The organism is Streptomyces sp. NPDC005402, from assembly GCF_040606575.1.
Taxonomy (GTDB): Bacteria; Actinomycetota; Actinomycetes; order Streptomycetales; family Streptomycetaceae; genus Streptomyces.
Genome location: NZ_JBEXFB010000034.1, coordinates 1 through 26,060 on the forward strand (window position 1 = coordinate 1; position 26,060 = coordinate 26,060).

The following is a 26,060-nucleotide window of genomic DNA, read 5'->3' on the forward strand; positions in this document are numbered from 1 at the left end:
GGAACTCCTTCGGATACGGCTTGGGCACTGCAACATCCTTCCAGGCCGCTTCTCAGCAAGCCAGGTCAGGTGTCACCCAACCCTGCAGCAGTCCCATGCGGTCACAGCACTAGCTGGCGTGAGGAGTCCAGCAGAGCATCCAGGAGCCCGCACGTTGGCTGGAGTCAGCGGCAGACAGAAACTAGGACGGTCGCGGAATGCCGGGCAGGTCGCGGAAGTTGATCGCGACATGACTCAAGGACCAGCGCCTCGTTCCCTGTCCGATGAAGCCCTCTCCGACTTACTCGCCAGGCAGCAGTTCGGGACTCTCGCCACTGTCAAGCAAAGCGGCCATCCGCACTTGACCACCATGCTCTTCAACTGGGATCCCGACGCCCGCATCGTGCGGCTGTCCACCACGGCCGATCGCATCAAAGTCAAGCACCTGCAGCGCAACCCTCGCGCGGCGCTCCATGTACAGGGCGGCGACGTTTGGTCGTTCGCCGTCGCCGAGGGTATGGCGGAGGCTTCCGAGATCACGGCGGTCCCCGGTGACGCGGTCGGGCGGGAACTGCTCGCGATGGTCCCGGCAGCTGCGAAGCCGAAGAACGAGGATGCGTTCCTCGAACAACTGGTCACCGAGCGCAGGATCGTCATTCGGTTGAGGGTGGAGCGGCTTTACGGCACGGCTCTGGATGTCAACGGCTAAGGCCGGTCTCCTTGATGAGTCGACCCCCTGATCGGCGTCCTCTGAACCTCCGCTACCAACTCGGCGATCCGCCTTCGAGCGGGTCCAGTTCGGCGTTCTCAGCGGTCGTGGTGCCGGGGGGGCCGACCAGTGTCGATCAAGCGCTGGCGGCGCCACCCATAGATGGTTTGCTCGCTGGTGCCCAGGAGTTGGTCAACTGCAGTGACCTCGCGGCTGAACTCGACCAGGTCCAGGACCTTGCGAGAGAACTCGGGAGGATGCCTACGGGGGCATGAAGCCAGCAGGCCTGGTGCGGGACCGAGGCCGACACCAGGCCCGGTCTTGCGTTGTTATGGGGGGTCTGCGACGGCTTGAGCGGCGAGGCACATCAGGCGGGTCGTGCGCTGCGGAACGCCCGGCGGTAGCTGTCCGGCGGTACTCCCACGGTCCGCTTGAACTGGCGCCTCAGGGTCGTCGCGGTGCCCATGCCGGTGGCGAGGGCGATGGCCTCGATGCTCTCGTCCGTGGCCTCCAACAACTCCTGGGCGCGGCGCACCCGCTGGGTCAGCAGCCACTGGATCGGGGACTGGCCGATCACCGATCGGAACTGCCGCCCGAGGTTGCGCGGGCTCGTGTTGGCGTGCCGGGCCAGATCGGTCACGGACAGCGGCTGGTCAAGGCGCTGCTGGGCCCAGGCGAACAGCTGGGCGAGCTTGTGGTCGCCCGTGGTCTGGATCGGCGTGGCAACGAACTGGGCCTGGCCGCCCGGCCGGTGCGGCGGCATGACGAGCCGTCGGGCGACGGAGTTGGCGATGGCGGCGCCGTGGTCCAGGTGGATCAGGTGGAGGCACAGGTCCACGGCGGCGGCCTTGCCGGCGGCCGTGAGCACGCTGCCGTTGTCCGTGTAGAGCACGTCCGGGTCGACCTCTGACAGCGGATGGCGTGCGCTCAGCTCGTCGGTGTGGGCCCAGTGGGTGGTGGCCCGGCGGCCATCGAGCAGGCCTGCCGCGCCGAGCACGAAGGCCCCGGTGCACAGGGAGGCGACCCGGGCACCCGCCGCATGGGCCGCGCGTACGGTTTCGACCAGCTCCCGCGGCAGCGGTTCGTCGACGTCGGCGCATGCAGGCACGATCACGGTGTCGGCCCCGAGCGCCCGGTCCAGGCCGTGGTCGGGCTCGACCGTGAAGGGGCCGATGCGCACTGGTCCGGCGCCGCAGAGGAACACGTCGTACCAGCCCTCGGTGGCTTCCCGCGGAGGATTGCCGAAGATCTCGTAGGCCACCCCCAGTTCGAAGTGCAGCAGATGGCCGACGGCGAGCAGCGCGACAGTGGGCACGTCCGAAAGTGTACGCATCTTGTCGTTCCGGACCATCACCGTCGGACTCTGTTCGCAGTGAGACTTGCAGTCATCGGGAACATCGAGTGGGGGAAGCATGAGCACGACGGCTGCAGTGGTTGTCTACGGGGCGACCGGTCACACCGGTCGCTTTATCGTCGCCGAGCTGAGAAGGCGCGGCTTGACCACCGTCATCTCCGGCCGTAACGCGGCACAGCTGGTGGCGCTGGCCGCCCAGTGGCCGGGGCTGGTCGTGCGGCCGGCCGCGGTGGACGACCCGGCTGCCCTGGACCGGGCCCTTGCCGGGACGGCGGCCGTCATCAACTGTGCCGGGCCGTTCGCGATCACCGGCGGCCCCCTCGTCGAGGCGTCGTTGCGCGCGGGGATTGCGTACGTCGACGTCGCGGCGGAGATCGAGGCGAACGTGGCGATGTTCGCCGACTTTGCGGAGGAAGCCGCAAAGGCCGAAACCGCCGTGGTCCCGGCCATGGCCTTCTACGGCGGACTCGGTGACCTGCTGGTGACCGCTGCGATGGGCGAGTGGACCGCGGCGGATGAGGTGCATGTCGCGTACGGGCTGAGCAGTTGGCGTCCCACGGCCGGCACCAGGGTCGCCGGCCGGGTCTCCCATGAGCGGCGCGCGGGTCAGCGGGTGCGGTTCACGGAAGGCGAACTTCAGTACCACGACGACAAGGTGGTGGAGCACGACTGGCACTTCCCGGAGCCGCTGGGCCTGCGCACGGTGATCGCGGAGTTCACGATGGCCGACGTCGTGACCGTTCCCAGCCACCTGGATGTGCCGACGGTCACCACCTACATGGCCGTCGAGGCCGCGCGGGACCTGGCCGGGGCGGAGACGCCGGCACCCGAGGCGGTCGACGAGTTGGGACGGTCCGACCAGACGTTCGTTGTCGACGTCGTCGTCAGCGCGGGTGGTGTCGAGCGCCGGGCAACGGCTCGCGGGCAGGACATCTACGCCGTCACCGCGCCACTGGCGGTGGAAGCCGTGGAGCGGATCCTCGACGGGAAGACGCGGACGGCGGGCGTGGCCTCGGCCGGTGCGATGTTCGACGCGGCGGACTTCCTGCGGGCGCTGCACCCTTATGTGACGGTGGAGCTCCCGCACTGAGCATCACCTGAGCGGTCCGTTGCCCACTCAGCGCAAGCAAACCGGGCACGGCCGACCGGATCGGGCGCGGCCACTGGGCGGTGGGCCGCGCCAACCGCAAAGGCAGGCTTGGCGGCGAGGTGCCTGTCAGCCACGCACCTCAAGGCGGGGTGGCGGGCGAGCAAGGCTTCGACGCGGGCGATCACTTTCGCCGCACCGGGGCTTGCTCGACCACCACTTCGAGCAGCCGCGCGCGGGAGTCCGTCACTCTGTTCATGCATCTGCCCGCATCAGCCCTGAGACCAGGCCACGACGCTGACACAAGGCCGCGCGGTTGCGACCCTCGCCGCGCACCTTTCATCGGGCTAATGTCGGTCAAATGAGCACAGACGATGCGAACCGGCGATGGACACAGTCCATGCCCGAGGCCTACGAGCGCCACCTGGTGCCGGTCTTCTTCCGCCCCTTCGCAGCCGACCTGGCCACCAGAGCCGCGGCGCTGCGGCCGCACACTGTCCTGGAACTCGCGGCCGGAACCGGGGCGTTGACCTCGGCTCTGCTCACCGAGATGCCCACGGCCTCGGTGGTGGCGACCGACCTCAACGAAGCGATGGTCACGGCCGGATCGAGACGGGAGCCCCGTGCGGACTGGCGGCAGGCAGACGCCCAGAAGCTGCCCTTCGAGGACGACGGCTTCGACCTCGTTGTGTGCCAGTTCGGGGTGATGTTCTTCCCCGACAAGCCCGCCGCCTACGCCGAGGTGCGCAGGGTCCTGGCCCTGCGGGGGCGGTTTTTGTTCAGCAGCTGGGGACCGCTGGCCTCGCACGGGTTCGGGGCCGCGTTCCAGGCCGCCTTGGAACAGGTCATGCCCGACGCGGCGCCTCCCTTCCTCCAGGACGTACCCCACGGTTACAGCGATCCGGCCGTCGTCGCCGCGGACCTCGCGGCCGCCGGACTGACCCTGGTCGGCAGCGAGGAGGTCACCCTCGAAGGCGTCGCGGAATCGGCCGCATCCGTCGCCACCGGTCTGCTCACCGGAACACCCGTGAGCACCGCCCTGCAGAACCACGAGGACGCACAAGCCCTTCAGTCCGCCGTCACGCAGAAGGTGACGGACCGTCTCGGTACCGGGCCCGTGACGGCGCCGATGACCGCGACCGTGTACCTGGCTCAGCGTCAGGTGTGACCCTCCCCGCCCGGACACCGCACCGCTTGCGGTTCGCACGGGGCGCCGCCCTCGGCCTGCTGCCGCTGCTCTTACGTCGCCGACCGGGCGGCCGTGAAGGCCCAGCAGCGGCTCGCGACCGGCCCCACAGGGCCAGACCGCGGGACGTCGTTCTCGCTCGCCGCCGCGCGCCAGGCGCGGGCAAGTCAGCAAAGCGTCACTCGTGCGCGGTCCTGAGTCGGTCAGTGCCCAGAACACCCGCGTCAGCGATCACGGCCAGGGCGTCAGCAGCCCGCACCACGGGGGCCGAGCGGCAGCCGGAGTGACGTGCCGAAGCGGGCCTCCACTCCCCTCCCCGCCGGCAGCCGTCTCCGATTCGATGGACTGCTTCTGCGCCTGGACGCGGCCGGGGATCTCGCCGACCATCGCAGTCACCGTCGCAGCACCCGGGCGCCGCTTTGGCCAGCACCGTCTCACGGGCCGACGATGGCGCCTGCCGCACCCTCACTTGGCCTCGGCAGCGCGCGAACAGCGGTGTGGCCCTGCGGACGGGGGATGCCGCAGGGCCACGCTCGCACCGTACCGCCCTTCTGGGCGTTGCACAGAACTTACGCTCGACTCAGCGCCGGTCAGCGGGCTGCGGACGTGCCACCTCGTCCTCAATGTCGCGGACCAGGTCGATGGCCCGGCCGAGGGTGGTGAGCCGGGCCTCCAGCGTCTCGCCTGCGGGGTAGAAGCGGACGATGTCGACGCCGGCGTCGCGCCATACGCGCAGCCGCTCCCGCACCATGTCCTCGGTGCCGATCAGCGTGGTGGCCAGCACCATGTCGTCGGTGACCAGACCGGCCGCGCCGTCCCGGTCCCCGGCCTGCCAGCGCTCGCGGACCTCGGCCGCAATGTCGGCCCAACCCTGTCGGCTGTAGGCGTTGTTGTAGAAGTTCGTCTTCTCGGAGCCCATGCCGCCGAGGCTGAACGCCAGTTCTTTCTTACGGCCTGCCACCATCGCCCGCAGCACATGCTCGTTCTCGGCGAACGCCACCTCCGCGCCCTGGCAGACGTCCAACTCGGCACGGGTGCGTCCGGCGGCGGCGAGCCCCGCGTCCAGGTGGTCGAAGTACGCCTCTTTGGCGCCCTCGGGAACGAAGCTGGTGCCCAGCCAGCCGTCCGCGATCTCCCCGGTCAGGTGCAGCATCTTCGGCGAGAGCGTCGCCAGGTAGATCGGGATGTCGTGTTCGGCGCGCATCGACAGACGCATGGGCCTGCCTTCCCCGCCGGGCAGCGGAAGCTGGAATTCCCGTCCGGAGTAGGAGACTTTCTCACCCGTGGCGGCCTGCCGCACGATCTCGACCGTCTCGCGCATCCGGGACAGCGGCCGGGCGAACGGCACCCCGTGCAGACCTTCGATCACCTGCGGCCCGGACGGGCCCAGTCCCAACAGGAAGCGTCCCTCGGAGAGGTTGGACAGGGTGATCGCGGCGCGGGCGATGGCCATCGGTGTGCGGGTGGCGAGCTGGATGATCGCGGAACCGAGCAGCATGCGTTCGGTCTTGGCGGCGAGGTAGCCCAGCGGCGACGGTGCCTCCGCTCCCCAGGCTTCCGCCACCCAGCAGACGTCCATGCCGAGTTTCTCCGCCTCCACGACGAAGTCGACTGTCTCCGGCCAGTTCGCGGAAGCCTCGATGGTGGTCGACGTACGCATCACACACGCGCCTTTCCAGGCTCTTCGGCCAGCTTCTTGATCGCCTCAAGCGTGCTGCCGATGTTGCTTTCGAACTCGCGCATGCGCACGAAGACGATCTTCTGCTCCTTCTCCGGCATACGGTCGATGGCGACGGACAGGCCCGAGCGGCCCGGCCCCATCTGCATCCGCTGCCGCAGCAGCGTGCCACCGTCCCGCGGCTCCAGCGTGAAGCGCCAGATCGCTGAGGGGAACTGCGGATCCTCCACCGCCCACGCGAACACCCTCAGGGGCTCGTACTCGACGATGTGGGACGTGGTGGCCCACTCGCCGAATGCCTCATGTTTGCTCCGGCCCACGAAGCGGGCACCCAGCACGGGTTCCGTGCCTCCGTCCAGCCACTCCACCGACTGCAACTCGGAGCTCAGGCGAGGCATCAGCTCGATGTCGGACACCAGCTCCCACACCCGTTCGGGCGGGGCCGCGATCCAGATCGGCACCTCCACCGTCGGTTTGTCCGCATAGCACGCGCCCGTCCACTCCACGCCCGCCTCCTCCATCAGTACGGCAGACCCAGGACCGGGTCTGACCACCAAAGTTGTGTAGATAGACTCACTTGTCAAGCGTGTGCGGCGCTACGGTCCAGCCTCGCGGTCAGCCGGCGAACCGCTCTTTCACGTCCGGCCGCTCGGCCAGGCGCGGCGGATAGCCAGGCCCCATCCTCGGATGGGTGTTCTCGGCGGTCATCGGCTCGCCGCAGGCGGCGCACACCACCTCGGCGTGACTCTCCTGTCCGCAGACGTCGTGGTAACTCGTCACGGGCGGACCCGCCTCACCGGCCAGCCACCGGTCCCCCCAACGGTTCATCGCCAGCAGCACACCGTAGAAGTCGCGCCCCTTCTCGGTGAGGACGTAGTCGTGGCGCACCGGCTCGGCCTGGTAGGGCTGCTTCTCCAACAGTCCCTCGTCGACAAGCCGCCGCAAACGGTCGGTCAGGGTGTTGCGTGCGATGCCGAGCGACTCCTGGAACGCGTCGAACCGTTTGATCCCGTAGAAGGCCTCCCGCAGCACCAGCGGCGTCCACCAGTCGCCGAGCAGGTCCATGGTGCGGGCGATCGAGCAGGGCCAGTGTGCGAACGATGTGCGCCTCATGAGGGCAGGATACGGTTGGTCTCACAAAGAAACCCAGCAGGCAGCGAGGGATTCAATCCGCCCGTGAAGGCCACGTCAACGGCTCGTCACCGGCCCGAGGACGTGGTCGGCGAGCGCGTCGGGCCGATGAGCCTGCGAGCCAAGCGGGGCGGCGCCTCGCCCGGGCACGGCGGAGCGGGACACGGGACGGATAATCCCACGGGCCCAGCGCGGCCCAGCGCACCAGCAGCCGTGCCGCGTCGCTTGATGGCCTGGAGCGGCCCGATCGCCGAATGTCCAGCACGCCACCACGCTGCTACGGGCCCAGCTGATCCCAACCCATGAGGAAGGCATGGGGGCGAAGGTACGCACGCCGGAGTATCGGCGGATCATGGAGATCGCCCCATGAAGGCGTCAGGGCCGGTGAGGGCCCAGGACGTTGTGCTCACTCTGCTTCGCAAGAACACTCCGGCAAAGATCGAGCCGGCCTGCGGCCAATTCCGGCCGCAACACCGTTCCCCCCAGCGGGAGTTGGCGTGCGCTTCGCCCGCCAGTCAGTCAGTCAGTCACCTGTAGATGCTGCCGGGCTCGGCCTTGGCCGGAGCGAGCAGCTGGGAAACGGTCACGAAGGTGTAGCCCTGCTTGCTGAGCGCCTTCAGGATGGAAGGCATGGCGGGCACGGTGCCCTTGTGCAGCGGGTGGAGCAGGATGATCCCGTCGCGGCCGGCGCCGTCCAGCACGCGCTTGGTGATCAGCGCGGTGTCGTCCGTCTGGTAGTCCTTCGCGGTCACCGTCCACAGCACCTGCGCCATCCCCAGTTCCTTCGCGACCTTGGAAACGCGGTCGTCGGTCCGGCCCTCGGGCGGGCGCATCAGCGTCGGCTCACTGCCGGTGATGCCGGAGATGGCCCGCGCCGTGCGGCGCAGCTCGTCGCGGATCTGAGCATCGGAGACATCGGTCAGCACCGCGTGCGTCCAGGTGTGGTCCCCGATCTCGTGGCCGTCCTTGGCGATCCGCCGCACCACATCCGGGAACTTGTGGATGCGCCGGCCTTCGAGGAAGAACGTCGACGGCGCCTTGTACTGCTTCAGGAGGTCCATCAGCCGGTCGGTGGGTTCGCCCGGATTGCCGTCGAAGGTGAGCGCGATGCACTTGACCTTCCGGCAGTCCACCTGCCCCGGCGCTACGCCTGCTCCGGACCCGACCCGGTCACGTTCCTCGCGCGGGGAGAGCGTCTCCATCTTGTTCGCCTGGATAACCATGGCGATGGTTACGGCCACGGCCGCCACCACAGCCAGGGTCAGGAGTATGAGCAGGCGAGGCCGTCTCTTCAGGATCTTCACCTCATGGAGAAGATCCCATCGACGGATGGGTTGCCCGGGGTCCTCGGCTGTGAGGTAGAACACGTGTGCGCAGCACTTTCAGGCGAGCTGCGGTATGAGGTCGACTGCTGGCAGTAAGGAAAAGCCCACAGACGCACAGACCGTCGTCCCATGCGCCGACTCGGCCTCCGCGCCCATCAGTTCGGTGCGACCGTGGCGCAGTACGGTCGGCACTCGGGTTGCGACAGCCCGCACCGTCCAAGGTGGTCCGAACTCAGAAACTCCAGCGGACGGCGGAACAAGGCAACATCGTGAGAGAGGGAGGGGAATATGTCGGAGCCCACCTGTCTCAGCCGACACGGAACTCAATGCTGCTTCACCGAGTGAGTGCTCGTGCGTCGTCCTGCCCAGTCCGCGCTGCCGCCCGACGTCCGGAACCCCTTCTCCCGCACGGTTCCGGAATCGTCCGCACCGCGGCCAAATGACCTCACGCGCGGCGGCACACCGGTTCGGCTACGACCTGGCGTCAGCCGGTGGCGCTCGCGTCCTCCGAAGGCGTACGGCGCCACGTCAGCTGCACCTGGAGGTGCCCCTGCGCGCCGGTACGCGCGATGACCGCTCCCACCTCCGCGTCCAACTGGATCCCGAACTCGACCGTGACCTCGTCCGGACGCTGGGGCAACTCGCTCATGCGGCGCAGCGTGACGGCCGCCGCGCGGCGCACTCCTTCCAACGCCGCCTCGAACGAACTGGTCGCCCGAGCCACCACGTCGGACGCGCCCGTCGCGTCCACTACCCCGCCGTCGAGGTGGTCCATCTGGGCAACGACGGACCCGCCGCCCTCCAACTCGAAACGCAGCAACTCACCCACGACAGTGTCCCCCCGGCCCGCTCCGTCGTTCCGACGGGTTCTGTGTGCCCGCCGCCATGTCCGGCCAACCCTGCCCCACCCACCCTCGCGGCAACGCAGTGGTGGCCTGAATTGCCCCTTCCAACGTCTCGCTTCCGGCTCATGTGGCTTCAGGGTGCCCTTTCGGTGACGCAATCGAAGGGTCAGTATGAAAGGAAGCCTGTGGATGTGCTGCAAGCGATCGCGACGCGCCGACTAGGGGGCACCGGGACGTGACGACTACTGCGACCGAGTTCGAGACTGATCTGGTCGATCTCAGCCGATGTGGGCTGCACGGGGTGATGACCCTGCACGACCCGCTGCTCGCGGACGCGTTGCGGACGTTGGTGCGTCACCTGGACGAGAGGTCGGCGTTCCAGAGCGCCAGCGGTGGTGCGGGCAGCCCCTATCTGGCCGCCGAGTGTGACGGCGATGAGTCCTAGCACCACATGATCCAGCCGTCCTCAGGTTCGCGTGCCGTGCTCGGCAGGCATCGCACCCCGACATCCGACCTCGACGACCTGGCCGTCGGGCGCGTGAGACCCGGCACCGCCCGTCGGCTGTGGGCCGTCGAGCGCAGCAGACGCATGCTCATGCTGCGCGCGGTCGTGGAATCCGCGCGGCAGCCGCTGGCCGGCACCCCCCTGCCTCCCGAAGCCGCCCTGGAGATGCTGCTGCGCGTGGAGGAGGCCCGCCCGGACGTGGTCGCCGATCTGCTGGAGCACCCCGGCACCGGGATCTGGGCCGTTCGTATGCTCAAGCGACTGCGCTCGGGTGAACACCCCCAAGGCGCGACGCCCTTGTGGGCGGAGGCCGGGTACCTGCACTGCCTGGCCGCCGCCGGAGCCCTGCGCGCTGGCGTCGAAGGAACGATTCGCTTACCGGTCCGCGGGGCCCTGGTGGCCCTGCCCACCCTGGGCCGCGTCCGGCTCCCGGCGATCGCGGCCGACGACCCCGGGGCGCGGTCGCCGGATGTCGTGACCCTGATCGCCCCGCCCCCCGGGGAGGGCCCAGCGTGGCTCCTCGTCGGCGGGCGGCGGATGAGTCTGCCCGCCGATCTGCGTGAGCCGTCCGGCACGTGGGAGCCGTCGCACCGCATCGCCTGGAGCCCCCGGCCCCAGGATCCGCCGCTGGTGCTCGAGGACGGCGACCCCTACCGGGACTTCCGGGGCGACCGGGCCCAGGCCCCCGCGGCAGGCCTGGCGGGCGCCGAGACAGGCCCTTGGCGGCGGATGCTGGGCGAGGCCGGTGAGGTCCTGCACGGCCGCCACCCGCGCGCGGCGAGCCTGCTGACCGAGTCCCTGCGGGTGGTGGTGCCGTTACCGACCGGCTCCCGGTTCCGCACCGCGAGCGCCTCCTACAACGAGGCGGTCGGCAGCGCCCTGGTGTCGCTGCCGCCCGATGCCACGGAACTCGCCGTCACGCTGGTGCACGAAGCACGGCACTCCGTCCTCAACGCACTCCTCCACCAGCTTCCGCTCTGCGAGGACGACGGTCCGCTCCACTACGCCCCCTGGCGAGGCGACCCAAGGCCGCTGTCAGGCCTGCTGCACGGTACCTACGCGTTCGCGGGAGTGGCGGATTTCTGGCGGGTGGAGCGCGGGGCGCTCAGCGGTCCGCCGGCCGAGCTGGCGCACTTCGAGTTCGTCGTGTGGCGGGACGCGGTCGCCGGCGCCCTCGACACCCTGCTGGAGTCGAGCGGACTGACCGACGCCGGACGGCTGTTCGTCACGCGCATGGCCGAGGAGACCGCGGACTGGCACGCCGAGCCCGCGCCCGGACGCCCACTGGCACTGGCCCGGTCCGAAACCGCTGACCTGCGCGCGGTGTGGCGAGCCCGGCACCTACGGCTGCCCCCCGACCAGGTCGCGGTCGTGGCCGACGCGTGGCGGTGCGGCGCGGAGCCCGAGACCGCCCCCGTGGTGCGGGCATCGCTGCGACCCGACCCGCGCTCCGGCACCCCCGACCTCCGCAGCAGACTGCGACGGGTACTGCTGGCCGACTCCGGCGCGCTGGAGCGGACGGCGGTCCTCGGATCGGCCGAGGACGGCCGGCCCGAGACCCTGGCCGCGGCCGACGTCCACCTGCTGCGCGGCTCCGCTGACCAGGCCGTACGAGGCTACCGGGACGTCCTCGCCAAGCACCCCGGCTCCGCGTCGGCCTGGGCCGGCCTCGGGCTCGCACTGGCCGAAACCGGTCAACCCAGCGCCGCCCATGCCCTCCTCGCCCACCCGGAACTGGTCCGTGCCGTCTATGAACAAACGACCGCGGCCCACAGAGCCACACCCGACCCCGTGTCCGTGGCCGACTGGATCGGCCGGACTCCAGCCGTACGGGACGGGGGTTGAGCGGGGCGCACGGTGACGCGTACCACTCCGCGACCGCCTGGGTCGACCGCGCCCCTGCGCTGGGGGGTGGGGGCTGACCTGGCGTGCGGTAGTGCGCCCGGACCGTGGCCGTGGCCGGCGGAGGGTGTCCGGAGCCATGTGGTGCGGGCGCTGGCAGACTGGGGCGTGCGGTGGTGTCCTGCCCCTCGGCCTTGGCCATAACCGTGGTCGGCGGGTCGGCCGCGCCACCGGCCGTCCGCGACGAGGACGGCCGGGGCGCGGGTGGTGCCGGGCCCCGGTGCGGCCTTACAGCGGCATCGGGTCGATGTCGCAGTTCGCCGGCTTGTGGGCGGCGGCGGCGACCGTTGCCGGGTGGTCGGCGCCGAGCGCTCGCTCGTAACGCGCCATCGTGTCCGCGTGGAGGGCCTCGGCTTCCTCCGTACGGCCCAACAACCGCAGGCCCACCGAGAGGTTGACGGCCGTGGCCAGCGCGGCCGGGTGGTCCTCGCCGAGGCGGCGGCGGCTCTGGTCGAGTGTGCGGGTGCTCAGCTCCACGGATGCCTGTACCTGGCCCAGCTCGTACAGGTCGGCGGCGAGGTTGGTGGCACACGCCAGGGTGTTCGGGTGGTCCTCCCCCAGTGACTCCGTGAGCGCCGACAGCAGCCGCTCGTTCAGCGCCCGCGCGTCCTCGCAACGGCCCAGGAGGCGCAGGCAGATGGCGTGGTTGACCTGGGCGCCGAGCGTGTGCGGGTGGTGGGCGCCGAACAGCCGCTCGTACCCCTTGCAGCCCTGGCCGCTCAGCTCCAGCGCGCGCGGGAGGTCGCCGCTGTGCCGCACGTCGACGGAGTGGGCGAGCAATGCGGCCAACGTGTCGGGGTAGTTGTCGCCGTACCGGTTGCGGAACAGGGTCAGCGCCTTGGCGGACAGCTCGATGGCTTCCTCGTGGCGACCCGCCCGCCGCTCGGCGACGGCCAGTCCACGGTAGCCGGAGACCGTGGTGGGGTTGGTGGGGCCGTAGTTGTACTCGTAGCGCCCCACCACGTCCTGCTGCTGGTCGCGGGCCTCGATGTACTCCCCGGCCTCCTGACGGTCGACGACCACGCCCGCCAGGGTGCCCAGGGTGGAGAGGGCGTTCTCGCCGAGTTCCTCCACCTTGCGGCGGTGGGTGTCCTGGTCCAGTTCCAGCGCCTCACGGAAGTCACCGGTCAGGCGCAGGTTCAGTGCCACGCGGTGCGCCACGATCAGGGTGGACAGGTCATTGGGACCGAACAGACGCCGACTGGTCTCGAAGGACTCCCGGTCGAGCTCGGAGGCCGCGCCGAAGTCGCCCCGCATGCGCAGGTCCCAGGCGAGCATTCCGGTGATCTCCAGGGTCATCTCGTGCTCGGGACCGAGGGTTTCGGTCATCAGCTGGTGCGTGCGCTGGTCCAGCTCGTACGCGACGCGGTAGTGCCCGAGGATCCGCAGCGCGTCGCTGTAGAGCTTGGCGGCCATCAGCACCGGCTCCGCCCGCTCCCCGTCGACGCCGCGCCACGTCTCGTACGCCTGCTTGGCCAGATCGCGCGAACCCTCGTGGTCGCCCCACGTGAACATGTACTGGATCTCGTTCAGGACGAGCTGCCGCACCCACGGGTCGGTCGATGCCACTGCCCGGCTGTTGATGACGTGCGGCAGCAGTTCACCGTACTGGCTCCACTGGCGGGAGTCGGCCGGTGCGCCCGGGTCGCCCTTGGCCAGCAGGCGGTGGGCCCCGTTGCGCATCTGCTCCTTCAGGGTGTCGGGCATCTGGTTGATCAGCACCCGCTGAACCAGTCGGTGCAGCTGGATGGTGTTGGTGGCGTGATTGATCCTGGCCAGCGCGTACCTGTTGATCTCCCGGATGGCGCGACTCAGCCGGATGGGATCGCTCAGGGCCGCGGCCAGTTCGGGCGGTACCGGAGCGTCACGGACACCGGTGAGCAGGCGCCTGGAGATCGGCTCCGGGGCGAAGAACGCACACACCTGTAGAAGTTGCAGGGCGGCCGGATGGTTGTTCTGCAGGCGCTCCAGGGAGACGTTCCATGCGGCGGCCACGGACAGCGGGTAGTCCGGCGGAGGATCGCTGAGCATGAGGTCGGCCGCCTGCTGCTCGAACAGCCGCAGGTACTCGTCGGCCGGCATACCGGTCTCGGACAGCCATACGGCGGCCTGCTCGATGCCGAGCGGGAGGTCGCCGAGCGTCTCGGCGAGGCGGTCGGCGGTGTCGTCGTCGAGGTTCGGGGCACGCAGCTGCAGCAGCTGGCGGCTCTCTTCACGAGCGAAGACGTCCACCTCGAGAGGTCGTGCCGCCGTCGCCCACTGGGCGTTGCGAGAGGTCACTAGAATGCGTCCTGGGCCATTGGTGGGGAAGAATTCGCGAACGGCTTCGGGAACTTCCGCATTGTCGAACACGAGGAGCCAATTCTTGTACGGCTCGCCGACGCGCAGGGCTTCTATCACCGCGGGTACGGCGGTGTTGGCCTCACCGGTTCCGACATCCAGTCCGAGACGCCTGGCGAGTTCCACCAGTACCTGACGGATCTGCTGCGACTGCTCGGACGGAATCCACCAGATGACCTGGTATTCGTTCATATGGCGGTACACGTATTCCACCGCGAGTTGCGATTTGCCCACGCCGCCCATGCCCTGGAGGGCCTCGGGAAGGACGGCCGTGGTCCCCTCCTGCAGCCGCCGGTGCAGATCTTCGAGCAACTGTTCGCGTCCGGTGAAAGCGCGGTTCCGTGGAGGCACGTTGCCCCAGACGGGTGGCGGTTTCCGAGCCCCGTCGCCCCTGCTCGTCGCGGCATCGGACTGCACGCCACTCACGGACACGTTCCCTCCATCATCTTGGTCTGCGCCGACCGCACCTTCTCCCGTGAGGAGATCCGGGGTCTCGCCATGGACCAGGTCGGACTTCGAACTGCTGAGATCATTGCTCTGTGTATCACTGTAGTGACACTCGGTGCTGGTGGTGGACCGGGCGTCGGCCGGCGCGGGCGCGCGAGCCCGGTCCTCGAAGCGGCGCAATCGCTCATGAAGCAGCGCGGCGGCGGCCGTGTGCTGCCCGTCCAGGGCGGTCAGGGCCGGTAGCGCGGCAACGAGCCATGGCCGCACCCCGTCCAGCGGAACATGCACGGCTCCGCTCGGATGCGCGACGAGGTCCAGGACCTGGCGCAGTGCGTCCCCAGTGGCGCCCGGAACAGTGTTCGCGAGGTGGTCGAACGCCACCTTCATCGCGAGGGCCGTGTCCCTGCGGGTGCCTTCCGCCAGCAGCTCCTGCCGCAGGCCCGGGGTGGCGAACTCCAGGTCGACCCGGGCCGACTCGGGCGTTTTCGCGGCGTTCGGGCCGGCCGGAGTGGGCACCAGGAGTCCGCTCACCAGCAATTCGGCGAGATGCCAAGGCCGGGCCTCGGGAAGCAGTTCGCGCCGCAGCAGCTGGAGGATCGTCAGGTTGAGCGGGACAGCGGCGCCGAGCTGGGCCAGATGAAGGGCGACCGGGCTCAGTTGGGCCCGCAGCCGGCGGGCGTGGTCGGCGGCCGACAGGGGCTGGGGCGTGGCGGGTGGCCTCAGTGGCGCCACCGGCGAGGTGGCGGACACCGGCAGCACCCGCATCGTGTACTCCGCCGCGTGCCCACGCCGTACGAACCGGGCCCACCGCGACACGGCGTCCGGCGTCAGTTCCAGCACGGGGACGGGAAGCCAGGCCGGCTTGCGCTCCTCGGGGAATCCGGGCAGCGCGAAGTCGTCCGGCCGGTGCCACCACAGCGCGTTGGCGGCCGCGGGCTCCGGGCTGCGCAGGCGACTGCGCAGCGGCACCGCCGACAGGTACGACCAGAGATGCTCGGGAAGCGTGCTGACGACAGCCGTCGGCACCATCGAGGCCCAGCGGGCGAGCTGGCGGTGGGCACTGCCGTCCCGCCAGTGGTGCGCGTACATGTCGGTCAGCACGAGCACCGTGTGGCGGTCGGTCTCCTCCGGTACGACGGCATGCCGACGGCCGCCCCGCGGAGATGACCAGCGGCACACCCGCACGTCACGGAAGGCGCCCGAGCCGACCAGCGCCGCCTCGAACTCCCGGGCCGAGCGGGCCCACAGGCCCATCGAGGCACCGCTGTCGACCACCAGTGTCAGCGTCAGCCAGCGCTCCGGAGCCGGCTGGAAGGACGGCAGCCAGGTTCCCCGCTCGGCCCGCGACTCGGCGGTCGCCTCCTCGTCCAGGACACGTGTCGTGCGCGAGGGCAGCCGCAGCCGCAGCGGCCGCAGTCCCTTCTCGATGAGGCGGGAGCGTTCGAGGGCCGGGCCGACGAACGCGCCGGACGGCCTGGACCGATCGGACGGCTCGACGACCTCCGGGCGCGCGGGCACGGGAGCCGGCGGCGCGACGGACGGCTCCGGCCGCGGCCCCGCCGAGGTCGGCTCCTCCTCGGCGGCCGGCCCCGGCTCCGGCCGGTCGTCCGGGTACTCGTCCGGCCCGGTGTCCGGGACGGACGAGTCGGCGGTCCCCGTACGCTCCCGGTCCTCGTCCGTGCGGGCGTCCGTCGACCGTGCCGCGCGCTCGGCGCGAAGCCGCTGGTCGATCTGCGCAGCCAGCCAGACGACCTCGCCCGCGGCGTGCACGGTCCATTCCGCGCATGCCTCCCCGGGCGAGGCGACGGGCGGCACGGAGCCGTTGCTCGCCCTGCCGTGGCGGGAGGGCGGCAGGATCATGCAGAACCAACTTCATCGAGCCTCTGCCACAGCGAGTGCAGCAGGCGGTTCAGGGAGTCCGCGTCGGGACCGTTGGGGGACAGGCGGAGGTACTCGGCGTTCATCAGCTGATCGGCGGCCAGGGTGCCGCCCGCCAGGGCGCGCGAGAGGAAGTCGCGGATCATCGTGGAGCGTTCGGCTCCGCCGCCGTCGGCGAACTGCGCCGCCAGCATCGCCGCGAGCCGGTCGGCGTCCGGCGGGGGCATCTCCAGCGTCAGACAGCGTCGCAGGAACGCCGGGGGCAGCGAACGCTCGCCGTTGCTGGTGATCACCACGAACGGGAAGGCCCGGCAACGCATCCGGCCGTGCAGCACCTCATGGGTGTCGTCCGGGTCGTCGGTGTGCACCGTCACGCTCGGCATGCGCGAACGGACACGGGACAGCTCGGGGATGCGGAACTCGCCGTCCTCGAACACTTCCAGCATGTCGTTGGCGAGGTCGGTGTCGGCCTTGTCGAACTCGTCGATGAGCAGCACCCGGGGAATCTCACGGGGCACCAACGCCGTGCCCAGCGGGCCGAGTTGGATGAAGTCACCGAGTCCGTGCAGTGCGGTGTCGTCGGATAACGAACCGTCGTGCGCGTCCCGGCCGTCCCCTGCGCCGCGCGCGGAGGCCTCCTGCACCCGGCCGATCGCGTCGTACGCGTACAGACCGTCCTTCAGGACCGACTTGCTGGTGATCGTCCAGCGCAGCACGCGGCCCAGGCCGAGTTCGCGGCTCACACGGTGGGCCAGGCTGGACTTGCCGACGCCGGGAGGGCCGGTGACGATGAGCGGCCGCCGCAGGAACAGGGCCGCGTTGACCATGTCGACCTCCTCCGACGAGGAGGCGTGGACACCGAAGCCGGGAGCGCCGAGACGGCGGCGGATCTCCGCGTCGTCGCGGGGGGCGGAGCCGGTCACGACGGGGTCACCGTCGAAGGCCCGCCAGGGCGGTGGGGGCGGCAACTGGTCGAGGGGCCGGTCGTCGGCACGTGGCTCGTCACCCGTGCCGCGGTAGATCCACCAGTCGCGGGCGCGGCCAGTGGAATCGGACCCTCCCCCGGGTACCCGCGGCTCCCGCGGTTCGCCGCCGCTCATAGCCACCCCCTCTTCCCGGAACCCTCGCGGGCTCTCTGGGCGACCTGTCCCGGCCGGTCAGGGTCCGGGCGTCGGTCGATTGTCGTGCCGGCAAGTCACTTCGCAACGGTGCTGTGACCGGTGCTCGAGTCGGTCACACCCTAGTGGGTAACGCTGCGCCTCGGTCGCTCTCAAGCAATGGGCTCCGGGACTTCCGGAAGCCGGTTCGGATCGTCCCACAGCACGGCAAGACGAGGGCCGGAACCCCCAGCGTCATGGTCCCCCGGATGGGGAGCGGAGCGCAAGCACGTCAGCCGGTCCAGAACCTCGTGCAGGTCCCCTTCCAGTAAGCCTTCGGCCAGGGTGACCGGATGCATTGCGGACGCGCCCCGGCGCCTCCACAGGAGCAGCGGAAGCCCCGCCTGCAACCCGGCGAGCAACTCCTTCCTGCCGTTGTCGTCGTCGGGCGGAGAGCCCAGCGTCATCAGGACGATGTCCGGTGTGCGTCTGAGGTATTCGTAGAGCGACTCGGCTCTCGCGCCGTCACCTTCGGCGCAATGGTGCGTGCCGGCCTGCTGGTCATCCGTCGACAGCACGTCCCAGCGCTCGTTCCACACCCGGTGCAACTGCAGTGCGTCGATGCGCTCCTTGCTGCGTACGACCACCTTGTAGTCCGTGCCGATGGGGGGACCGCCGAGTTCGCTGCCCCAGACCGAATGCTGGCCGAAGGCGGTGTGGCGGGACCATTCCTCGACGGGTTCGTTCATCATCGAGAGCGGAAGTATGAACTCCAGTACGAGACTGCCCCGGTGCGTGCGCAGCCGGCTCTCCTCGCGGTCGATCAGTGTGGCGACGTGACGGCGCACCGTGGACGCGGGCACGGAGCACTGCTCGCGGCGGCGGGGCTCCCAGGTCGCGCCGCTGCTCGCCCAGCAGCTGATGTCGACCCGATCGGGTGACGTCGTGGACGGTGCCAGCCGGATCAGCAGGTAGGCGGGGCGCACCGACTTCTTGGCCGAACCGCCCGCGGACTCACGGGAGTCGTCCAGAATCCGCTGTGCCTCCAGATGGCCTCGCGCACCGGCCCGGACCTGGTGGCTGACCCAGGAGCGGACCGCGTCGCCCCGCTCCGGCGTGAGGACCAACGCGAGGCCCTGCAGGAAGCGCACGGTGCGGGGCGCGCCGTCGGCGGGGCGGTTGGTGTGGGCGAGAAGTTGATGGGCGTCCCAGGCGGTGTGCACGAAATCCGGCAGTGGCCCGAAGTGCTCACCGGCCGCCGCGTGGTAGACGGCGGGGAGTTCGGGCACGTTCGTGCGGTCGAGCCCTTCGAGCAGCGCCTTGAGCCGCTCCTGGGCGGGGTCGTCCAGGACGGGCGGCACCACGGGGTGTGCCAGGGACGCCGCGTGACGGGAGGGCAGGTCGTAGTCGGCGAGGTGCTGCACCGCCTCGGTCAGCCGCTGCCAGCCGGAGGTGACGCCGCCGAAAGCGCGCACCATGGTCACGATGTGCATCTTCTTGTCATCGAACTCCGCTACCGACAGGCGCAGTCGGAGGCGTTCCATCGCGTCGAGCACACAGAGCCTGCGGGCGTCGACGGTGTCCAGGACCGACACCTTCATCAGGGCGTCCGCCAGCCGGGCGGCGGCCTGCGGGTCGGGCGCCGCAGCGGGCTCAGTCATCGTCGTCCAGCCGGCCCGGCCAGGTCTTCCTGGCCTGTGCCACGAAGTCCGTCACAGCGAGGGTGTCCCCTTCCATCCATCGCACCGCGCGCGCCAGCGCGGTCGGCCCCACGGTGAACTCCCCGCAGCGGCTGACCACGTGGTAGAGCTGCAGCCTGGGGTTGGTCGACCGGGTGGTGCCGGCGGTGATCTCGGCAGGCAGTTGGGCGAGGAGCTGAGTTCCCGCGTCCACCCGGAACGACTCCATGGCCAGCAGCCGGTCCACCAAGGGCCACAGTGCACTGGGCGGCGCCGCCCGGTCGGTGACCGGTCCAACGACAGGGATCACCTGCAGGTGGCCGGGGTCCAGTGCGTCGAGGGGGATCATCCAGGCGACCCGCGGCGCTGCCGCGGCCGGGTCCGTCCTACGGGGGGTCAACACGGATGCGAGGACACCGACCACCAGGCCGCGTCCGAGGTCCCACACCCCGGCTCCGCTGAAACCGCGCTCCACCGCGGCGCCGACCGCGTCCAGCCCGTCGATCTGCCGCCATCCGGGCAGCGGCCCGCCCTGCCCCACCACCCGCCCGCGGGCCCACAGACCGTTCGATACGGCCGCCGGGTGTCCGAACACCGACACGTGAGCGCCGGACTCCGTGCCGCACCGTCCGACCGGCGCCGGTTTCACGGAACGCGGCGGCGGGGCGTCCAGCTCCAGTACCGCCAGATCACCGGCAGGCGGGTGGCGCAGCCAGCCACCGTCGGCCACGCGGGCCGGTATCGGCTCCGCCCCCTCCGGTGCGGCCGGAAAGTCCACCAGTACCGTTCCGCTGGGAGCATCGCCGGTGTCGGAACGAGGGAGACGCAGGGCCGCTTCGACGACGTGCGCGCAGGTCAGCACGGTGTTGTCGGTGAGGAGCAGGCCGGCTCCGGCGATGCCCGCGCCCTGACGGTCCCACAGCCGGGCCCGCCATGTACTCGCGCCCGGCGATACGGAGGCACCACCGTCCCGTAACCCCACGTCGTCCCCCTCGTCAGCCGTGCGGGAAATCAGGGTAAGCCGAAGCGAAGCCCTTGTGTACAAGTGAGTCGGACGGTCGTCCCGTGATGCGCCCCCGCCAAGCACCGGCGCCCGCGCCGCTTCCCCCGGTTGCGCTCAGCGCCCCGGTACGACCCGGCCCCAGGAGGCCGGGGGCGACGGTGCGTTGACGTGCTTACGCCCCGACGTGTGTGGGGTGACGGACGGGGCTCCCGCACGGCGGGGCTTCGAGGCATGCGGGGGCCGGGCGCCGCGCGTGGAGGCGGCGGTCCCGTGTTTCCGTGGCGCCACGCGGGTGCGGCATCCTCCCGACGACGCATGCGGCTCGGTCTGGGTGATGGGCAGCTGAGCGTCATGCGCTGGTGCCGGCTCGATCCAGGTTGCCCGCAGGCGGATCCTGGGAGTTGCCGCTTCCGCCCACCGAAATCACGGACCGCCGCGAGCCCGAAGCCGACCGGGCGCACCACCGCCTCACCGTCGTTGCCGAAGTCTGCGCGCGCATCGATACCACGCTGAATCTGGACAAGACCGCTGCCGAACTGGCCGACATGATGGTGCGTACCTCGCCGACATCCAGGACGTGCTGGACACCTCAGACAGCGGCCCAAGCGAGAACCCTCCGCTCATGCGGCCGTAGCCACCACGGCAGCTGACCCACCCTGGCCCAGGTCATGGTCCACTCCCCCGGCGGCAACCGCCCGGCACGGCGCGCCGTATCGGCACCGAGGACGAAGTGGATCCATGCCCTGGGTGGGTGCGCTGCCGCGATGCGAACGAGGAGCGGCAGCCACGTACGACGCCGACCGGGCTCACACGGCTCTTCAGGTCCAACAACGTGCCCGGACCGGGCCCCAGACTTTCGCCGGCCGACTCAGCGCGCAGGACACTGACCTCGACGAGTCTGCCTGCACCGTGGACCACCCGCATACCTCAGCCAACCTTCCGCAAGTTCGTGCATCTTCCGCCCAGGTTGCCGTCAATGCCCGATCGGGCTGACGCGCTGCCCATCTGCAGAGCGACGGCACCACTCGGCTGCCCACCCAGTCGCAGTTGGCGCTCCAAAGCCCCCCTGGCCGGCTTGCTCCTCGAGGCCGGCGCCCCCACGCCGTGCCCGGCGCAGGGCGCCCACCACCAGTGTCGCGAGCAGCGCGGCGGCGACGTCGTGGCCCATGGCATCGGTGACGGACAGCTGGACGGCATCCCGGTCGATCACGTAGTCGAAGGTGTCTCCCCCGACGTGGTCGGCCGGCTCGAGCACCCCGGCGACCGCGAACTGCGCCGCCTCGCACGCCAGCGACGCCGGGAGCAGCCGATGCTGGATCTCCGCGGCAAGGCTCAGCGGGACGGTGCGCCGGCCCCACTGGTATACGTCGGTGAAGGACCGGTCGCGATGACGATGTATGCCAGGGCATGCGCCGTCTCACCGATTTCCCGCATCGTCTCGGCATCCGGCGCCGCGGGCAGGAACAGTTCCAGGAGGCCGATGGCGTCCCCGCGGTTGGTCACCGGAGCGACGATCCGCACCGGCGTCCCACCGCCTTTGTCCTCGACGCTGGGGCGCCGGCTGCGGATCACGTCGTCGTACAGGGTGCCCCGCAACGGGATGCGCTGAGCCGGCCCACTGGTCTCGACACTGCCCGCGGCGCCCAGCCGTACGACCGAGCTGCCCTCGCGGACCCTGTGCACCCGAGTCCTTCCCTGTGCGCCCTGCGCTGGAGCATGTGGCTCAGGTGGCTGCCAGGAGGATGGCGGTGTAGTGCGCGGTGAAGGCGGCGATGGTCAGGGCGTGGAAGACCTCGTGGAATCCGAACCAGCGGGGAAAGGGGTCGGGGCGTTTGAGTCCGTAGACGACGGCGCCCGCGGTGTAGAGCAGACCGCCGGTGATGACGAGGACGACGACCGCGGTGCCACCGGTGCGCGCGAAGTCGGGCAGGTTGAAGACCGCTGCCCAGCCCAGGGCGATGTAGCACAGGGTGTAGAGCCAGCGCGGTGCTGTGATCCACCAGACGCGGAACGCGATACCGGCCGCCGCCCCGGCCCACACCAGCAGCAGGAGGACCGCCTGCTGACGCGCCGACAGCAACAGCACCGCCAGAGGCGTGTAGGTCCCGGCGATGATCAGGAAGATGTTCGCGTGGTCCAGCCGGCGCAGCACGGCCTCACCTCGCGGACCCCAGTCGCCGCGGTGGTACACCGCGCTCGTGCCGAACAGCAGCAGCGACGACGCCGCGTACACCGAGCACGCCACGGCGATGCTCGCCGAGTGCGCGAGAGCGACCAGGATGATGCCGCCGACGAGTGCGAGAGGGAACATGCCCGCGTGCAGCCACCCGCGCATCGCCGGTTTCATCACGGCCACCGCGCGCTCCACCTCGCCGCCCGGACCAGCTGCGGGGGCCGACCGCCGGCCCGGCGAACCGGCGGACACTCCACCGGCGGTCCCGGGGGAAACGTCGGGCCTGGTCCCGCTGCCGAGCTGGGCTTCCCGGCCAGGTGCCGGTGGCTGAGCGTCTTCGGCGATCATGCGCACATAATATGAGAATCAACGCGGAACAGGGCAACTGGTCCGATCAGGAAGGCCGTTCAGGCGGTAGCCCGGTCGCGGAGCTGGGAATGGCGCAGCGTTTCGTTGAGGCGCTGGGCTTCTTCGAGCTGGTCTTCGAGGATGACGATGCGGCAGGCAGCCTCGATGGGAGTTCCCTGGTCGACGAGCTCCCGGGCGCGGGCGGCGATGCGCAGTTGGTAGCGGGAGTAGCGGCGGTGTCCGCCCGCGGAGCGCAGCGGGGTGATGAGGCGGGCTTCGCCGACGGCGCGCAGGAAGCTCTGGGTGGTGCCGAGCATTTCGGCGGCCCGGCCCATGGTGTAGGCGGGGTAGTCGTCATCGTCGAGACGGCTGAAGGAATCGTCTGCTGTCATCGCACCTCTCTGTGAACCACGCTGGAGGGGCCCTGGTGCCATCTCGCACCAGGGCCCCGAAGGAACTGCTACACCATCTGCCGGCCCCAGTAATGCGCCGGCCCTCTGTTTCCGCGTGCCCGGCCTGAACACTGCCGGGGGTGCGGGGATCGCGGATGCGTGACCGGAGACCACCTCACTATCGATGTCCTGCGGTACCCGGACCCACTGCTCGTCCGGGCGATCCTGATGGCGCTCGGCTCCTCCGTTCTTCCCTCTGATCTGTCACTTGCCAAACCGGTACTACGGTACTGCTGGTGGCCTGGAACAAGCGCCACTCTCCGGCAGCCAGCCCCGTCGCCCGTCCTGCATCTGCTCTGGCTTGGAACCCCACTGCCGAACTTCCCGGTACGCGCGCCCGCAGCCAGACGCCTTTACCGGGGTACCACTCCAAAACTGCACTGCGGCCACTACGGTCCTGCTCATGGCAGCCCCTGATCACTGCGGGCCACCCGGTCCGACCGTCAGTCCCGTCGCCGTCCTGCAACAACCCTGGCTTCGGAACTCCACCGCCGCACCGTCCTGCACACTGCAACTGCGTACCGCTGCCCGGCAGTTCATCTCTGCCGGGCCCTTCTTGATCTCGACTACGAGAGAAACCATAACCGGCCCGTCTCCCAATGTCTACTCTGACCAACACAGATTTTCGTTGGTCTGGCTGCGAGGTAGCCGCCTACGAATGCGACAGGGAACACGCAGATGAGCCCTGGACGAGGTCGTGACGCTGGGACATCCGACGGCGTGCCACTTCCAGTCCAGCCAGGACTGAGCTGTGTGTGACGGGCGTTGTCAGTGGCTGCTGTCGCCATCCGGTCCTGCCCATCAGCCGAGGGGAGTGCGCACGCTCCCTCTTCACGGACCTGACGCGGAGCACCACGGTGCCGCTGGACCCTGACGGGCTCCTCCACATGCCGGGACTGGCGCAGCAGGCCACGTCTTCTTCGGCGACATAGCGGTGCACTGCTGCAAGCACAAGGCGCGCTGGACATATGACGAGCGGGACATCCGGCGTACCGCGCAGGCGTTCGAGGAGCTGCGCCTGGACCTGGACGACGTCCTCGTCGTCGATGTCCGGTTGCCCGCGTACCGCGACGCCAGGGGAAGTAAACCGGAGGCGTCCATGATGGGTCTGCTCTCGGCAGCCGCCGACCGAAACACCAGAACCTGCCAGGGTGGCCGCATGGGGATGAACCTGCCGGTGCGCCGGCTCGACCTGGGAATATTCATCCGGCCCGCGTCGGAGACCGGCGGCCCGCAGCCACGAGTCGAACCAGTGCTCTGCCCCGCCTACCTCGTTTGTGTACGGGTGGTCAATGACCAGCTGCCTTGAGGCATCGCGTCCGACTACGCGGGAAATACCGTCGCCATGGAAACCTGGTCCCGGCATGATTCCCACCGTGCATGAAGACGAGGGCCATCGCAGGCGCGCGCGATACACGCTGGCTGATGAGGAACATGGGCATGCCTGGGGCGTCTGCGCCGAGGTGGAAGGGCTGTTCGGGGAGCCCCAGCGGGGGACCTACGAGCTGTTCGGCTGGGTTCCACAGGCAGAAGCGCGCGGTTGGGTCGGCAACCGAGTGTGGCTGGTGCCGGACGATGAGACGCTCGATTCCTGGCTGCTGGAGGACGTGGAAAGCGTAGGCCAGCCCCTGGGGACAGACAGTCTCGTACTCACCGGCCTGGACGACTACGAAGGCCCACCCGAGGGGCACAGGGGCCGAGTTCGCGTGCACGACGGGCACCGCTGGCTGGGCTCCTGCCGAGAATTCGCCCGCGTCCTGCCGCCCAAACAGTCGGCGCCCCCGCTCGTCCTGCGGGGGCTCACCCAGGGTGATCAACTGCGGGCAGCACTGAGGAAGGGCACCCGGCGGGCGCTGGACCTGGAGCAGGCCGCCCTGGAGATACGGGACGACCAGGGCGAGCCGCTCACCGAACGCCTGCTCTGGGCCAGAGTCAGCGCCTGGCGCCCATCCTTCTACGGGACGGACCGGGTCGACCTGGAGCTCGAAGGAGAGCTTTTCACGCCCGTTCCCGAATACGCCCGGCCCATCTGGGAGCGGTGGCTCACCGGACCGCCGGACACCCAGGGTGCCTGGGGCGGCCTCGACACCCGGCGCCGCAAAGCCTGGCTTGACCTCGTCCGAGAGCGGGCCTGTCGGCGCACCCACCGCGACCGGCCGGCCGGTTACGCCTACGAACTCGACGGCCGACACGTCACCGACGAACCGGGCCTCTACCTGGCGCTCGGCGAGGCGGTAAACGGGGCGGGTGGCTACTTCGGCGGCTGTCTTGCCGCAGTCGATGACTGCCTGCGTGGCACCTTCGGCTACACCGCACCCGCAACGCTGCTCTGGCGGGACGCTGCGACCGCACGCGATCACCTGTCCCAGACCCTGACACCTGACGGCCATCCCTACGATCTGTTCGGCGTGGTCCTCGAGGTCCTGGCCGAGGGTGGCATGCACGTCACCTTGGCTTGATCTACGGTCCGTCCGCCGCGCATCGACCACCGACCACCGACCCGACGGCGAGGTGAACGTCGTGGAGAAACTGAGTCCAGTGCCCGCAAGAGCAGTGGAGAAACCAGGGAAATCGACCGTATGTTCTTGCATTCGCCGGGCACGAGGAGCGACGGAGGTTGATAACTATGGTTCCCCTGCTTCTCGTTCTTCTGCTGGCCCTGATCCTCTTCGGCGCGGGTTTCGCGCTGAAGGCACTGTGGTGGATCGCCGTCATCGTGCTGGTCGTCTGGCTGCTGGGCTTCGTCATGCGCTCCGCGGACACCGGCGGCCGCAAGGGCCGCTGGTATCGCTGGTAACCCACCGCGCAGCAACATGCCTGTGGGCCCCGGACCCGTCCGGGGCCCACAGGCATGTCCCGGATCAGGACATCTCCCCGGGCAAACGGTGTGACTCCGCCCTCCCGGGAACCCGGCTCATAGCTGGGGCCCGGTGAAGCAGCGG

General features: G+C 69.9%; 19 protein-coding genes and 2 pseudogenes. 8 read left to right on the forward strand and 13 right to left on the reverse strand.

The genetic code is table 11. The features are described 5' to 3' along the window. Nucleotides 1–229: 229 nt before the first annotated feature. Entirely contained in the window at nucleotides 230–688 is a 459-nt protein-coding gene (locus tag ABZT02_RS40730; RefSeq protein ID WP_356027411.1) for a TIGR03618 family F420-dependent PPOX class oxidoreductase, read from the forward strand. A gap of 367 nt (nucleotides 689–1,055) precedes the next feature. Here the strand turns inward: ABZT02_RS40730 and ABZT02_RS40735 are convergent, their stop codons facing one another. Next, entirely contained in the window at nucleotides 1,056–2,021 is a 966-nt protein-coding gene (locus tag ABZT02_RS40735) for a helix-turn-helix domain-containing protein (protein WP_356027278.1), read from the reverse strand. Between the two features lie 79 nt (nucleotides 2,022–2,100). Here ABZT02_RS40735 and ABZT02_RS40740 point away from each other — a divergent pair, with 79 nt between their 5' ends. Together ABZT02_RS40740 and ABZT02_RS40745 are read left to right on the forward strand one after the other, a co-directional pair. Next, entirely contained in the window at nucleotides 2,101–3,132 is a 1,032-nt protein-coding gene (locus ABZT02_RS40740; RefSeq protein WP_356027280.1) for a saccharopine dehydrogenase NADP-binding domain-containing protein, read from the forward strand. A 358-nt stretch (nucleotides 3,133–3,490) separates the two neighbouring features. After that, a complete protein-coding gene (locus tag ABZT02_RS40745; RefSeq protein WP_356027282.1) occupies nucleotides 3,491–4,297 on the forward strand; it encodes a class I SAM-dependent methyltransferase in 807 nt (268 codons plus the stop codon). 598 nt (nucleotides 4,298–4,895) lie between these two features. Here the strand turns inward: ABZT02_RS40745 and ABZT02_RS40750 are convergent. From ABZT02_RS40750 to ABZT02_RS40770, 5 genes are all read right to left on the reverse strand, one after another. Next, complete coding sequence (locus tag ABZT02_RS40750) at nucleotides 4,896–5,975, reverse strand: LLM class flavin-dependent oxidoreductase (RefSeq protein ID WP_356027285.1); 1,080 nt, start codon at nucleotides 5,973–5,975, stop codon at nucleotides 4,896–4,898. Beyond that, nucleotides 5,975–6,499: an SRPBCC family protein gene (locus ABZT02_RS40755; RefSeq protein ID WP_356027287.1), complete on the reverse strand. Its 525-nt coding sequence runs from the start codon at nucleotides 6,497–6,499 to the stop codon at nucleotides 5,975–5,977. Before ABZT02_RS40755 ends, ABZT02_RS40750 begins: the two co-directional genes overlap by 1 nt. A 109-nt stretch (nucleotides 6,500–6,608) precedes the next feature. After that, entirely contained in the window at nucleotides 6,609–7,106 is a 498-nt protein-coding gene (locus tag ABZT02_RS40760; RefSeq protein WP_356027290.1) for a helix-turn-helix domain-containing protein, read from the reverse strand. 545 nt (nucleotides 7,107–7,651) lie between these two features. Then, nucleotides 7,652–8,428 carry a polysaccharide deacetylase family protein gene (locus ABZT02_RS40765; RefSeq protein WP_356027292.1) on the reverse strand — a complete coding sequence of 259 codons (777 nt, stop codon included), beginning with the start codon at nucleotides 8,426–8,428 and terminating at the stop codon, nucleotides 7,652–7,654. A 505-nt stretch (nucleotides 8,429–8,933) separates the two neighbouring features. Continuing rightward, the gene (locus ABZT02_RS40770; protein WP_356027295.1) at nucleotides 8,934–9,278 is read right to left on the reverse strand and encodes a CU044_2847 family protein; all 345 of its coding nucleotides are present in this window, start codon (nucleotides 9,276–9,278) and stop codon (nucleotides 8,934–8,936) included. 251 nt (nucleotides 9,279–9,529) lie between these two features. Here ABZT02_RS40770 and ABZT02_RS40775 point away from each other — a divergent pair, with 251 nt between their 5' ends. Next, entirely contained in the window at nucleotides 9,530–9,739 is a 210-nt protein-coding gene (locus ABZT02_RS40775; RefSeq protein ID WP_069761743.1) for a hypothetical protein, read from the forward strand. 36 nt (nucleotides 9,740–9,775) lie between these two features. Then, on the forward strand, nucleotides 9,776–11,644 hold the full coding sequence (locus ABZT02_RS40780) for an HEXXH motif domain-containing protein (RefSeq protein ID WP_356027299.1): 1,869 nt from the start codon (nucleotides 9,776–9,778) through the stop codon (nucleotides 11,642–11,644). A gap of 285 nt (nucleotides 11,645–11,929) precedes the next feature. Here ABZT02_RS40780 and fxsT read toward each other — a convergent pair whose 3' ends face one another. The 7 genes and pseudogenes from fxsT to ABZT02_RS40815 form a co-directional block, all read right to left on the reverse strand. Next, on the reverse strand, nucleotides 11,930–16,348 hold the full coding sequence (fxsT, locus tag ABZT02_RS40785; RefSeq protein WP_356027301.1) for an FxSxx-COOH system tetratricopeptide repeat protein: 4,419 nt from the start codon (nucleotides 16,346–16,348) through the stop codon (nucleotides 11,930–11,932). Beyond that, nucleotides 16,345–17,466 carry a MoxR family ATPase gene (locus ABZT02_RS40790; RefSeq protein WP_356027304.1) on the reverse strand — a complete coding sequence of 374 codons (1,122 nt, stop codon included), beginning with the start codon at nucleotides 17,464–17,466 and terminating at the stop codon, nucleotides 16,345–16,347. The genes fxsT and ABZT02_RS40790 overlap by 4 nt, the downstream gene beginning before the upstream one ends. Nucleotides 17,467–17,636: 170 nt before the next feature. Further along, nucleotides 17,637–19,124 (reverse strand): hypothetical protein, encoded by a 1,488-nt coding sequence (locus ABZT02_RS40795; protein WP_356027306.1) that lies wholly within the window; start codon nucleotides 19,122–19,124, stop codon nucleotides 17,637–17,639. Next, nucleotides 19,117–20,124 (reverse strand): trypsin-like peptidase domain-containing protein, encoded by a 1,008-nt coding sequence (locus tag ABZT02_RS40800; protein WP_356027309.1) that lies wholly within the window; start codon nucleotides 20,122–20,124, stop codon nucleotides 19,117–19,119. Before ABZT02_RS40800 ends, ABZT02_RS40795 begins: the two co-directional genes overlap by 8 nt. Before the next feature lie 1,120 nt (nucleotides 20,125–21,244). Beyond that, a pseudogene (locus tag ABZT02_RS40805) lies at nucleotides 21,245–21,810 on the reverse strand (serine/threonine-protein phosphatase); the annotation flags it as partial. Between the two features lie 58 nt (nucleotides 21,811–21,868). Next, nucleotides 21,869–22,666, reverse strand: a complete 798-nt coding sequence (locus tag ABZT02_RS40810) for a hemolysin III family protein (RefSeq protein ID WP_356027312.1) — start codon at nucleotides 22,664–22,666, stop codon at nucleotides 21,869–21,871. A gap of 59 nt (nucleotides 22,667–22,725) precedes the next feature. Then, nucleotides 22,726–23,058 carry a MerR family transcriptional regulator gene (locus ABZT02_RS40815; RefSeq protein ID WP_356027314.1) on the reverse strand — a complete coding sequence of 111 codons (333 nt, stop codon included), beginning with the start codon at nucleotides 23,056–23,058 and terminating at the stop codon, nucleotides 22,726–22,728. 1,219 nt (nucleotides 23,059–24,277) lie between these two features. Here ABZT02_RS40815 and ABZT02_RS40820 point away from each other — a divergent pair. The 3 genes and pseudogenes from ABZT02_RS40820 to ABZT02_RS40830 form a co-directional block, all read left to right on the forward strand. After that, a pseudogene (locus ABZT02_RS40820) lies at nucleotides 24,278–24,394 on the forward strand (N-acyl homoserine lactonase family protein); the annotation flags it as partial. 88 nt (nucleotides 24,395–24,482) lie between these two features. Next, nucleotides 24,483–25,577 (forward strand): hypothetical protein, encoded by a 1,095-nt coding sequence (locus ABZT02_RS40825; protein WP_356027316.1) that lies wholly within the window; start codon nucleotides 24,483–24,485, stop codon nucleotides 25,575–25,577. Between the two features lie 167 nt (nucleotides 25,578–25,744). Further along, nucleotides 25,745–25,915, forward strand: a complete 171-nt coding sequence (locus ABZT02_RS40830; RefSeq protein ID WP_030933194.1) for a DUF5670 family protein — start codon at nucleotides 25,745–25,747, stop codon at nucleotides 25,913–25,915. Nucleotides 25,916–26,060 lie beyond the last annotated feature (145 nt).

Bases quoted from the DNA above. Each gene is read 5' to 3' on its own strand.
- ABZT02_RS40730 (WP_356027411.1), top strand. From the start codon at position 230: ATGACTCAAGGACCAGCGCCTCGTTCCCTGTCCGATGAAGCCCTCTCC.
- ABZT02_RS40735 (WP_356027278.1), bottom strand. From the start codon at position 2,021: ATGCGTACACTTTCGGACGTGCCCACTGTCGCGCTGCTCGCCGTCGGC.
- ABZT02_RS40740 (WP_356027280.1), top strand. From the start codon at position 2,101: ATGAGCACGACGGCTGCAGTGGTTGTCTACGGGGCGACCGGTCACACC.
- ABZT02_RS40745 (WP_356027282.1), top strand. From the start codon at position 3,491: ATGAGCACAGACGATGCGAACCGGCGATGGACACAGTCCATGCCCGAG.
- ABZT02_RS40750 (WP_356027285.1), bottom strand. From the start codon at position 5,975: ATGCGTACGTCGACCACCATCGAGGCTTCCGCGAACTGGCCGGAGACA.
- ABZT02_RS40760 (WP_356027290.1), bottom strand. From the start codon at position 7,106: ATGAGGCGCACATCGTTCGCACACTGGCCCTGCTCGATCGCCCGCACC.
- fxsT (WP_356027301.1), bottom strand. From the start codon at position 16,348: ATGATCCTGCCGCCCTCCCGCCACGGCAGGGCGAGCAACGGCTCCGTG.
- ABZT02_RS40790 (WP_356027304.1), bottom strand. From the start codon at position 17,466: ATGAGCGGCGGCGAACCGCGGGAGCCGCGGGTACCCGGGGGAGGGTCC.
- ABZT02_RS40795 (WP_356027306.1), bottom strand. From the start codon at position 19,124: ATGACTGAGCCCGCTGCGGCGCCCGACCCGCAGGCCGCCGCCCGGCTG.
- ABZT02_RS40810 (WP_356027312.1), bottom strand. From the start codon at position 22,666: ATGATCGCCGAAGACGCTCAGCCACCGGCACCTGGCCGGGAAGCCCAG.
- ABZT02_RS40815 (WP_356027314.1), bottom strand. From the start codon at position 23,058: ATGACAGCAGACGATTCCTTCAGCCGTCTCGACGATGACGACTACCCC.
- ABZT02_RS40825 (WP_356027316.1), top strand. From the start codon at position 24,483: ATGATTCCCACCGTGCATGAAGACGAGGGCCATCGCAGGCGCGCGCGA.
- ABZT02_RS40830 (WP_030933194.1), top strand. From the start codon at position 25,745: ATGGTTCCCCTGCTTCTCGTTCTTCTGCTGGCCCTGATCCTCTTCGGC.